Below are 11701 nucleotides of genomic sequence, written 5' to 3' on the forward strand. Positions count from 1 at the left end.
ATCAGGACGCCCTTGCCGCGGATGTTCGCGTTCTCGATGATCACCGGCTCGGTCGTCTGGATGCTCACGGCTGGACCGGTGTCGGGGCTTTCCCAGTTGCCGCTGTAGGTTCCGCCCCGCGAGATGACCAGCTTGCCACCATACGTCACGGTGGATGAAGTGGGTGCGGGAGCGACCGTTGGTGTGGGGGCCACTTCGGTGCTGAGGCGGGCACCGGCCCAGTCGGCATGGTCGAAGTCGGTGGAAGCGCCGGGGGTCACGACCAGCTTGAGTTCACGCGCGCCCCGGATGTCCACAAACGGCTTCTGTGTGGCGCTGTCCCCGGTCACCTCGCCGGAGTCGAAGCGCAGGGTGCCGTCAACCCACACCTGGAAGCTGGCGCTGCCCTGCGAGCCCACCTCGTCGTCCAGACCGACGTCCGCCTTGAAGCTCGAGTAAGTGCCGTCCAGCGGGTAGACGATCGTCGAGCCGGCGTGCACGCCCAGACCTTTGGCATGGGTGACCCCCTGCAGCGTCAGGATGCGGCCGTCGCCGGCCTGGCTCTCACCGTTGGACATGTCGCGCTCCACCGGACCCCAGGCGTTGGTGCTGCTCGTCCAGGCCAGCTCGCTCAGGAACCGCTCCGGGGGGATACAGTTGAGCAGGGTGGGCGAGACCCAGTCCGCGTGGTCGAAACTCGGGCCGTCTCCGGCGTCGGTGACGACCAGACGCAGCAGCTTCTTGCCACTCACAGCCACGCTGGCGTTCTTGGTCATACTGGCGCCCGTCATGCGGCCGGAGTCATACAGCAGCGTTCCGTCGGCGTAGATCTGGAACACCACGCTGCCGGCGTTGCCGACCTCGTCATCGATCCCCATGCCGGTGGTAAAGGTCGTGCAGCGCCCGCCGAGGTCGAAGGTCATGCTCGACGCGGCGTTGGTGCCGAAGCCGCTGGTGTACGTCTTGCCCTGCAGGGTCAGTGTCCGGCCGTCACCGGCTGCCTGCTCTCCATTGGAACGGTCAATCTCGATCGGGCCCCAGCCGTTGGTGGCACTGGTCCAGGGAACACGGGTCAGGTTGTTGGTACCGCCTGCAATGGACTGTATGGACTGTGAGGACAGGCTGGTCACGCTGGAGACCCAGCCCGTCTCGCTGTTTGGTTCAGAAGCTGCTGCCGGGGTACTTGCCGTGGGGGTGGGCGTGGTTCCGCAGGCGGAGATGATCAGGCTCAGGGAGAGGGTGGCGGTGAGGGTCAGGTTTTTCAGGGTATGGGTACGCATGTTGACTCCCTTCTTTCGGTAGCTCGGCCGACCTCATGGGTCCCGGGGGCTTTGCGTCACCGCCTTGCGGCGGTTTTGCCTTTTTCGTTTCAGGGAGGAACCTTTGGGTTCTCCGCTGCCTGAAAGTTAAGGGATAGTGAATGACAAGTGCCTTACAGTGAGGAAGCTCTCAGGTTTGTCACATATAAGGATTTGAAGAATCCATAAATGAGCCGTAGGACGGCAGCTATCCCCTCCTCAATCCAGGCCCACATCCAAGCCGGCCGGTGCGGGTGTGAACTGAACAACCCGCAGGGCAGCTGCTGCCTCGGGAACGTCAACCGCACGCTGAGGACCCTGCGGGAGGCCGGGCATGCCTGAGACGGCCTCCCCGCGCTGCTGAACTGCTGTGATAGACAATCACCGGAAGCAATGCTGCGGGGTGGGCGTGAACATCACGCCTACCCCGCACGTTCTTCACACGCAGGCGGAGGTGCTCAGCCTCAGGGCTCACGATGAAAACGCCGGCGAAACCTCTGGTGAAGGGCTTGCGTCCGCTTAGCGGTGTCGGCTGAGCGGGCGTCCATGATGAGTTTGCCTCCACGTGCGGTCGCGCCCACCACCAGCGCGGCGGACATCAGCACCAGGTTCTTCACGATGTACTGGCCTTCCAGGTTCGGCACCCAGGGCACGACGGTAAAGGTTTCCTGCGGGAAAAACACCAGCGGCAGGAAGGTGCCGGCCATCTGCGCGAACAGCAGCAGCAACTTCACGCGCAGGAACCGGCCGGTCAGCAGGCCCAGCCCGATGGCGCATTCCCAGGTGGCCAGCACTGGCAGGCTGACCCCCGGAGGCACTGCACCGAAGGTCAGCACCGAGATGGTCCGGGTGGCCAGGCCTTCAGCAGAACTTACGCCCGGGAAGAGCTTCTGGACCCCGAACCAGAGGAAGATAATCCCGAGGGAGAAGCGCAGCTGGGTAATGCCGTGCCGTGCCCACCAGCCGATCAACTGGGCATCCAGGAGATTCAGCTGCGCGCTGACCTGCGCTTTGCCCTGGAAGATTAGGAAGGACTGAGGGCGGTGCGGTCGGTGGGTTCAATACGGTTCATTCGGGCCTCCAGCAGGAACACCCTGAACTTCGTTCCTGGTCTGAAGGGATATATGCGGAAAAGAGGGCTTCAGATGTTTGGGCGTGCCCTCGTCCTGGTTAACGGTCCAGCCCATGAAGCTCTCCCGGCCTGCCTGTCAGCGCGTCCCAGGCGAGCACGCTGCCATCACCGTATGACCTTTTTTGTCTGCATCAAGGTGCGTTGACGTTAGACGCTGTTCCGTTATTCGGTTACCGTGCTGTCCTGAGTGCAAACCCCACTCCCCTCACCGTCCGGATCACCCCATAACCACCGGCCTCACGTAACTTCCCCGCACGTTCCCCAGATGAACGTCCACGAGGCCTATCTTGTCTGTCTCTTCCTCTCGCCACAGGTGCCGCACGATCGCGTCACGGCTGTACAGCCGGCCCGGCTGCTGCGACAGAAGGGCCATCAGCTCGAACTCCTTGTTCGAGAGCGGCGCCTCGTGGCCATCATAAAAACAGAGCCGTCGTGACAGGGACACCGTCAGGAGGCCGAGCGTCATCAGGTCCTGGCTGGTCTGGTGACGGAGCTGCACCTGCACCCGGGCAAGCAGTTCAGGCGGATCAAAAGGCTTGGTGACGTAGTCATCGGCCCCCACCCCCAGCAGGTCGGTTTTACTGGAAACGTCATCGACAGCCGTCAGAACCAAGATACGGACCTCCCCAGCCTTGCGCAGCCGGCGCGCGACTTCCACGCCGTTCATGTCCGGGAGGCCCAGATCGAGAATGATCAGGACCGGATGGTGCTCGTGCGCGGACGTGAGCCCACCCACGCCATCCGCAGCGGTCAGGACCTCATAGCCAGCATTTTCGCGTTCGTACTGCACGACCCGGGTGATGTCCAGATCATCTTTAATGACAAGAATCGTGGGGGGCATACCGACTCCGTTCCGCGGACCAGTAACTGGATATTCCGCCATGCTAAGGAGCAATGCTGACCCGAACGCCGGAACTGCCCTACGCGTTCATTCAGAAAGCAGGACCCCGCCAGGACATAACCTTCCATTTTGACGACACTCATCCGGCGCTGTCACCTGATGTCCGATCAGGGCAGCTGGACCGCCTGCGTGTGGTGGCCTCCAAGGTGGAAGCGCCTGCCGATCCAGATGGGAGGAGTGCTCCGGTGGTTACCCGCGTGCGTGATCCGACGAGGCCGCATTGACACCTCGCGCGCGCGGAGCTTCCGGTGGAACAGGAGCGCCTGGCCGTCCTGGCACCACCCCCTCGTCCTCAGCTTGCTCGCAGGCGCTCCAGCACCTCCAGGGCAGCATCCCGGACCTGATGAAGTGCCTCGGGCTGTACTGGCGCGTTCTTGTAGAGCCTGCGGAGGGTACGGATTTCAGGCAGGAGATCGTAGCGCTGCGCGGTTGTGACAGCGATCTGCGCTTCGATCACCGCCCGTACGGCTGTCAGCTCAGTAGCATCGGCTCTGCTCATGTCAGCCATTGGACCACATGGTTTCTCACAATCAACAACTTAAAAATCATTAAACTCTTAAGATTCGGGTGGATGCTGATGGTCTATAGCAGCGAAGTGCTTCCTGGGCCGGTCGATGGGCGTCATTCCGCTTCGAGTTCGGTCATGAGGTGGTCGCATACGCCTGCACGCCTCCACCGCCCGTAGACTTCATGCAGAATGTCCGTGCGTAATACCCGGGTGTTACAGTCCCGAACAACTGCACGCCTAACCCCTGACACGCGCAACAGGCCGGCCAGATAGATCCATTGGGGGAGGACACGCGTGGTGTGGTGCAGACGCGCATCAGCCTTCCCGTGGAGGACAACGGCGAACCAGCCCCACAGCGACAGGACACCAGGGCTGGAACCCAGCAAACCTTCTGCCCGGCCGCTGGTTGCACGATTGACCTCAACCATGACTGAGCCCGTCCAGCCCGTACGCCAAGCTACAGCCGCTTAACTTCAGCTACGCTATAGCGGGCCAGGCCCACAATAGTGTTCAGCGCATTTAACGCACGGCGCCGGTGGCACTCAGCGTGTAACTCGGGGTACGGCTCGCCCAGACCACTCGGGCGTAGTACCGCGTGTTGGCCTGCAGGGTGAGCGTCACGCTGTCGGCATTGCTTTTTGACCTCCGGCTGCTGCCCAGCAGGGTCGTTCCATCGGGTGTGTAGATCTCCAGGTCGCTGTTCCACCCGGTAGTCAGGGAAACCGTGGCCCGACCACCCAGGTCGGTGCTGGTGAAGGTGTACCAGTCCTGCGTATCGCTGGAAGAGAGCGTGCCTGATCCTGAGGTGGCTTTGGTCAGGCTCAGGGCTCCTGCCGGAGTGTCGTCCGTCGGTATCTTGATGGGATCCGTGGCGGGGGGGGTGGATCCTAGTGGGCTAAAGCTCACGTAATCCACCAACATGTACTGCGTACCGGCTGTTGCTAGGCCACCCCAGCCGGTAGAGTTGGTCGGCCATAAATTGAACATGAGGTGCGCTGCGGCAGTGGGGACCACACTGGTGGTGGTACGCTTGAGCACGCCGTCGATGTAAAAGTCAATCCTAGTGGGCGTCCAGTCCCAGCGGTAGGTGTGGAAGTCCTGGGACAGGTCCGCACCGGTGCCACCGGTACCGTAATCATGACGGTTCGTGGTCTGCCAGGCGCCCATCCAGTCAATGGTGCGGTTCTGACCTTCGATCTCGTGGTCAATCTCAGTTTCGGAGTCGTTGACGAAGCTGAAGAAGCCAGTGATGTTGCCACTGGTGCCCACACCGCGCACCGCAGGATCAGCACTGGTGCTTGCCGCCCGCAGGCGCGCTTCGTAGGTACCGTAGCCGTATCTCGTGCTGGTGGCGAGTTCGGCGGCATTGGCAATCAGCCCGGCGCTGACGTCGAGTTTCATGATCAGGTATCCCGCATTGACGGTCACGTTGCTGGTGTTCCAGTTGCCGGTCAGGCCGTCACGGGCCCAGAAGGGAGTCCAGCCGCTGTTCGACACCCACCAGCGGGCGGTGTCGAGGGTGTGGAAATCGTCGCGCCAGCTTCCTGTCACGTTGTGTGTTTCCAGAGTGGGATGAACAACATCGTGTTCACTGCTGGGTGTGTCAGTGATGCGTGCATGGCTGGCGGGTGTGGTGATGTTGGAGCAAGCGGCGAGTGTCAGGCCCAGGCCAGTGGTGAGGATCAGATGTGGAAATGCTTTTGGTATGAGCATGACTAACTCCCTTCCTGCGGTAATTCAGGTAATGGTTGGAGTCGGGCTGCGTGGCATTACTGCCTTATGACCGTATTGATGATGTTGTTGAACGAGATTGATCCATGCAAGTCGAACGCCCTTCTAAAATGAAGGCGGTCTTAATGAAACTGTTCTTACATCAAGATAAATGATTGCTCGATTAATTGTAACAATATGAAGATTCTATGATCATCCTCTAGTGAGAGGTGGTTTACATTCCGCAGCGCCTCCAACACATTGGTCTCCTGCTCCATCCACCCGATACGAGATATCCGCCCGCAGGTTATGACCCTCCAGTTCCATCAGCTGATCAACAGTCGATCAGCGGCGCTGCGCCGTCAGATCCCTCCCCGGTCTTCCACAGGCGCCCGGCACTCAGGGCCAGCACAGGGGCCAGCAGGAAAACAGGCGCCACAAGCCCACCACTCCATAAGCCCACGGCCAACCACAGCAGCACCGCGACAGCCAGGACATACAGGGCCAGCGCCCCCGACCATCTGCTACTCATATCCTTCCTCGCGCGATCACTCGCAGCCGATGCCGTCACGGTCCCGGTCCAGCTTCGTGCTGTACCCAGGCTGTCCGGCTCTGATGGGTGCCGCACCTGCAACTCGCACTGCCGCGCAGTTCGCGTACATGACTGGCGCCTTCTGTGCGGGCAGGGCCGGCGCCAGGATGGACGAAGTGCCCGTCAGTGCCTTCGTGTACGCAATTTAAGACGCCTAAACCGGTTGAGCCAGCTCAACGTGCGCTCCACCACCCACCTCACCGGACCGAGAGACCCGCTGAAGTCCACGCCACGTCGCGCAATACCGGGCACGATCCCCCGAACGTACAGGGCATGTCGGCACCTGGTGTAGTCATACCCTTTGTCCGCGTGGAGCTTCGTGGGGCGCTTTCTCGGCTGGCCACCCTTTCCATTCCGTAGACCAGGGACAGCGTCAATCGCTGCCTCCAGCATTTTGCTGTCATGCACGTTGGACGCAGAAATGACTACGGCAAGAGGAAGTCCGCTTCTGTCGACCACGAGGTGCCGCTTGGTGCCGAGTTTGCCACGGTTCGTGGGATCTCGCCCGGTTTGCTTTCCTCCGCAAGGCGCCGGGACACTCGCAGAGTCAAGAGAGGCGTGTGACCAATCGACGACGCCAGCAGCATGCAGGTGATCCAGGACACAGCGGTGGAGGTCTGCCCAGATGCCGGCCTGTTGCCATTCCAGGAGTCGCCGCCAGCAGGTCATGCCGCTGCCGTACCCCAGTTGTTGTGGCAGGAAGCGCCACGAAATCCCAGTGTGTAGGACGAAGAGGATGCCTTCGAGGGCCAGGCGGTCAGCGATGCGTGGTCGGCCGCCTTTTGGTCTTTCCAGTGAAATGGGTAGCAGAGGCTTGATCAACGTCCATAGTGGGTCGGAGACAAAAGACATCCATGCAGGCTGCACCCGGGAAATGAGGTTTTGTTCCGCGCACTAAGCATGAACAGCACGCCCTCCCCCGACTCGTGGGCGACCCATGGTTGCTTGGTCTCTGAAGGGCTCTGAAAACGGTACACCCGGTTGTGCATCAGTGCCATCGTGACATCTGCTTGGTGTATGGTCGTGGGTGGGTCCGCCCTACCCAGTGTGGAAGCTCAGAACCTGGCCTGGCAATCAGCAAGACGCAACGTAATGCTGCATCCTGCTGACTGCCAGACAGTTATGTAAACTTTTTACAATGTCGTCTTACAGAGATTTTTTTGCATGTCAAGCGATTGGTTGAAAGCGGCCCTGTCCTGGCCTGTCTCCATCTGGCCTCTCTCCTTATTCACCGAGAGAAAAAGAGAGATGCACGCGCCCTGGTTTTTCTGTTGCAGGTGCGCTGCCTGACCACTCGAGAAGCCGCCAATAAGGAGTGCTGCGCCAATGTACCGAACGACTGTCTTTTTCATATTAACCTCTTGAAAGACGAACCAGACTATATTGAAAGGCACGCCTTTTAATCAGGCAGTTGCCTGAAGAGAAGAACCCCGGGCGGTTGCGCTACTGGTTCGTGCGGCAAAATAAGCGCCCAACGATATCTGCCACAGTCATCACCACCGAAGATTGAAAAAAGCATACGCCCTGCTACAACTCCTTTATTTCATTATCTATTAAATATTGTTGAGAGTTCAGGCTGACTCTCCTGCAGCAGTACACGGCATCTTCTTACGAAGACCTCGTACATCACACAGTCAATCCAGTGTATAAATTTCGGCTGTCAGGCAGGAGATCTGTAGGGTGCGGGTTGTTGTGTGTCCAGATCTCCTGCGGTACTTGTAAGAATGTACGCGGATGCTTGGCATCCATCCCTTGGTGTCGCGCCCGCACTGCTCACTGCCCTCTCCCTGCATCCCGCGTGCGGGATGCTCTCAAGACTCTAATTCCACCCCGGCGTCACTCGAATGTCATCCACTCCAGCTGCTTCGACACGCCTAGGCTTATGCAAAAGCATACGGGAACGAAGCCAGTTCAGTTCTGGTGGAAGGCCTTGACCTATAACGCAGAAGCTGGGGGTTCAGCATGCTCAAGCATGGGCAGAAGCACAGGGAATGAGGACTTGAACGGAGGGGAGAGTATCAGATAAGAGAGCAACCAAAGGGATAGGAAGGAGCACAGAGTATATTCTTGCAATAACGGTATCAAACCACCCTAATTGCAGGAAACATCAGCATGCCACGCAGTAGCGCTATCACCCCATATCAACCACCCGCCCCAGGAAAATCCGGCAAGGGCGAGGTTAAATCCGCAGGTATGAGTTCAGGTCCCAGTCCATGAGGCCGAACCAAACGCTCGGTCTACAACAACTACCCAGCGTCCATGCCGGAATGGGGGCATTCAACCTGACACCACGTGGAACACTAGGCCTCAAATGCGAATCCTGTCACTCTCCGCACTCCTCGCCGCCATGAGTTCGACAGCCGCACAAAGCCCGCCGCCTGCCATCCCCGACACCGCGCAGTGCTCCACCCTGATGGCCCCTCTTTTAAGACCCCTTTCTCCCACCCTGGCTAACGCTGTCAATACCACCCTCCAGGCCTACCAAGCTCAGGGGCAATGCTTCTTCAAACTCAGCAACGCAACCACCAGCGACCGCGCCTACCTGAGCGGACTCAGAGGTGAAGTCAACACCTACGCCGGCCGGCTCCTGCGGTCGAGAACTGCATAGCCAGGCATGGAAAGGGTTACGCCACAGCGTGACGGGCCTGGATCAGCGTCACCAGCGCGTTCACGATGGCCGGATCGAACTGTCGTCCCCTCTGCGCGAGCAGTTCCGCGAGCGCTTCTTCCTGCCCCCACGCGCGCTTGTACGGCCGTTCGCTGATCAGGGCGTCATACACGTCACACACCGCGAAGATCCGCGCGAGCAGCGGAATCCGGCCCCCCGCCAGCCGGTCCGGGTACCCCAGGCCGTCCCACCGTTCATGGTGATGCCGGATGACGGCCAGTGCCGCCGGGGACAGGGTGGGAATGCGCGAGGCCAGGTCGTGTCCCCGGCTGGCGTGCGACTGCATTAGGGCCCATTCCTCCGGGTCCAGCCGGCCGGGTTTGAGCAACACCGCGTCCGGAATGGCGAGCTTCCCAATATCGTGCAGGTACGCTCCCTGCTTCAGGTCACTCAGCACTCCTGGACTTAGGCCGAGCGCTTGACCGAGTTCCAGGCTGAGCCCGACCACCCGCTCGGTGTGTCCGGAGGTTTCCAGGTCCCGCGCTTCCAAGGCCAGGCCCATGCTCAGCAGCCCACCCTCCAGCGTGACACGCACGTCCTCGATCACCCGCAGGCGCTCAATGGTATGCCCGAGGCGTAAGGCCACCGTTTCTAGCAGCCGCCGCACCGCGGGCGTGATGGCCCTCCAGGTGGAAAAGTGCATCAGGGCAAGGACGCCGACGACTTCTCCGCGCGAGCGCACCGGCGTGACCACGGCACTTTTCAGACCGAACTCCACCCAGGCTCGGCCGGCACGCGGGTCCGCCGGGTAGTCCGCCGTCCAGGTGGTGCTGTTCGAGGTAATAGCGGAACTGACCATTCCGGAGTGGTGCGTGTTCAGGTCAAGCGCCCGGAGGGCCTGGCGGTCATCCTCCTGAAGTCCCGCCAGGTGGGTCGGAAGCATCTGCCCATCCTGGGGCTGGAAGTACGCGGTCGCTTCGAAGCCCAGCAGTTCGCGCGCGAGCGCGAGGCCGACATCCAGCACCTGGTCGGGCGTCTCAAGCATTTCCAGCTGCTTCGACACATCCTCCACGCTGAGGCCTCCACGCTGCCCGGAGCTGATGATGCTCCGTTCGTAGTGCTCCTGCTTGCATTCGTACATGCGCTGGTCGGCGATGGCGAGTGCACGTTCAAACGATTCCCCGGCATGGATGCAGGCAGCGCCCACGGAGAATGGCGGCAGGGGGCCAGGTGGCTGCGGCGAGACGTGTTCCACGGCGCGTGCGAACTCGAGGGCCTGCGCTTCGTCAACATGCGGAATCACCGCGACGAACTCGTCGCCACCCCAACGGCCGACGATGGCGTCATCTGGGAGCCGGGTCTGAATGGCTTTGGCGACAGCGCGGATGTGCTGATCACCGGCGCCATGTCCACCGGAGTCGTTGATGGCTTTGAGGTCGTTCAGGTCGAACATCAGCATTGTCGCGCGCGTACTGGCTGACAGTTCGCTGTGGTGGCGCTGGAGGCCGGTGCGGTTGAGGAGACCGGTGAGGGGGTCGTACTCTCGTGCCCGTTGCTCCCGCGCCCGGCTGAGCCGTTGTTGATGCAGGACGGCGAACAGACCCCAGACGAAGGCGACCATCATCAGCAGGCCGAAGATGATTTCCAGCCAGTCGTTGTACTCGACTTCACCATAAAAGGAAGAGAGTCCTTCGATGGTCATCCAGTGGCCGAGGGCTCCCACGGCGAGGACGGCTGGGCCAGCCAGCCCCGAAGGTAAGGCGGATTTGTAAGCAACGAGAGCCACCGTGCCGAGCAGTAGAGGCAAAGCCATGCCCAGCCGGACCAGTCCAGTCAGCAGGTTCACTTCCTCTGGCTCTACGCTTCTGCTCATCGCGTTGACAAGTACCAGTGTGCCAGTCGTCACAATAAGCAGGGCCAGTACGCCAAGGGCGGGCAGGACTTTGGGGTGTAAGGATGCTGTGGCCATGGTGGAAACCTCACTGCGTTCCTGCTTCTCTGGGATGCGTAAGGTTACCCTGTGCACCCTCCTGTCTCGCGGGTCTTACTGTTCGCCTCCTCAACATCCGGGCGATGAACGTCAAGGGCGCTCCAACTGGAATAGAGGCACATTCGTTTTCCACTCCACTCTCCTTATTGCCTGGCACCTTGCCTGAGCGTGTGCTGGCGCGGGTAGGGAAGGGGAGGAGGCTGGAGGCTTATCGGAGAAAACCTCAGCGCCTGAACCGCTGGCGCAGTGAAGGCGCACACGGTGGTGCCTGGGCAACGTCAGAGGAGACCGGCGGCCATGTGATTCCCACCTCAAATCAGTCGCTTGAACAGTAAACAGCGTGCACAGGGAGTAGGCCGACCCATCCGCCCCGCGCCTGTGGGATGCAGGTGTCCGCGCGTCGCGCATCCTCAGACCGGTGGGCCTGAGCTTTTCCCACCTGCCCCCGCCAGGGCCTGACGGAGCACCCTTGTCCACCCCCCCAACCTCTTGGTCAAAGCTTGTCCTCCAGGCTGGACGTCAGTGCGGATCCTGGCCATGCCCAACAGGGTCAACCCCGCCGCCACCCCCAGCCCCGCCAGCAGCCTGAGAGACCCGCTGTACCCTCCCGTCCACGTCAGCATCAACCCGACCCCGAACGGCGTGAGGGCCTGGGCGAGATTGACCGGCCGCGCCATCCGCCCGTTGGCCGCCCCGAACACCTCAGACGGGTACCCGCGCGCTGATCACTCAGAACCAGCGCCTCGTGGGGAGGTATGAAGGACGTTACCAGGCAAGCCAGCACACTGCATCTGCTGGACCCTATTGATCACGTCGTGGTTTGGCATTGATATACTTGGGGAATGCCCGGCTGGCAGCCCACTCAGTATTCCCGTGCTTAACTCGAAGAGCGCCGCCTCGCGGCGCTCGAGTGGATCGCACGCGGCACGCACAAGAATCAGGGGATCGCCGATCACTTCGGCGTCTCGGTGCACACCGTATAC

The 11701-nt window shown here is 61.0% G+C and carries 8 protein-coding genes, 1 pseudogene and 1 riboswitch; all 9 genes and pseudogenes read right to left on the reverse strand.

Annotated features, from left to right (window positions below; genetic code table 11):
* The coding region (locus IEY49_RS20650; protein ID WP_189012229.1) for an NPCBM/NEW2 domain-containing protein at nt 1-1259 on the reverse strand (1259 nt) is incomplete at its 3' end.
* 14 nt (nt 1260-1273) lie between these two features.
* Nucleotides 1274-1349: riboswitch (cyclic di-GMP riboswitch) on the reverse strand.
* Between the two features lie 392 nt (nt 1350-1741).
* On the reverse strand, nt 1742-2248 hold the full coding sequence (locus tag IEY49_RS20655; protein WP_229780957.1) for a DoxX family membrane protein: 507 nt from the start codon (nt 2246-2248) through the stop codon (nt 1742-1744).
* A 331-nt stretch (nt 2249-2579) separates the two neighbouring features.
* Nucleotides 2580-3250 (reverse strand): annotated as a pseudogene (locus IEY49_RS20660) (response regulator transcription factor).
* Between the two features lie 352 nt (nt 3251-3602).
* On the reverse strand, nt 3603-3809 hold the full coding sequence (locus tag IEY49_RS20665; protein ID WP_189012231.1) for a hypothetical protein: 207 nt from the start codon (nt 3807-3809) through the stop codon (nt 3603-3605).
* A 528-nt stretch (nt 3810-4337) separates the two neighbouring features.
* Nucleotides 4338-5531, reverse strand: a complete 1194-nt coding sequence (locus tag IEY49_RS20670) for a glycoside hydrolase family 16 protein (RefSeq protein ID WP_189012233.1) — start codon at nt 5529-5531, stop codon at nt 4338-4340.
* 331 nt (nt 5532-5862) lie between these two features.
* A complete protein-coding gene (locus IEY49_RS20675) occupies nt 5863-6060 on the reverse strand; it encodes a hypothetical protein (RefSeq protein WP_189012235.1) in 198 nt (65 codons plus the stop codon).
* Between the two features lie 16 nt (nt 6061-6076).
* Nucleotides 6077-6190 carry an excalibur calcium-binding domain-containing protein gene (locus IEY49_RS20680; RefSeq protein WP_229780958.1) on the reverse strand — a complete coding sequence of 38 codons (114 nt, stop codon included), beginning with the start codon at nt 6188-6190 and terminating at the stop codon, nt 6077-6079.
* A 53-nt stretch (nt 6191-6243) separates the two neighbouring features.
* Nucleotides 6244-6972 (reverse strand): IS5 family transposase, encoded by a 729-nt coding sequence (locus IEY49_RS20685; protein ID WP_189012237.1) that lies wholly within the window; start codon nt 6970-6972, stop codon nt 6244-6246.
* 1772 nt (nt 6973-8744) lie between these two features.
* Nucleotides 8745-10697 (reverse strand): HD domain-containing phosphohydrolase, encoded by a 1953-nt coding sequence (locus IEY49_RS20690; RefSeq protein WP_189012242.1) that lies wholly within the window; start codon nt 10695-10697, stop codon nt 8745-8747.
* Nucleotides 10698-11701 lie beyond the last annotated feature (1004 nt).

Source organism: Deinococcus malanensis (genome assembly GCF_014647655.1).
Lineage (GTDB): Bacteria > Deinococcota > Deinococci > Deinococcales > Deinococcaceae > Deinococcus > Deinococcus malanensis.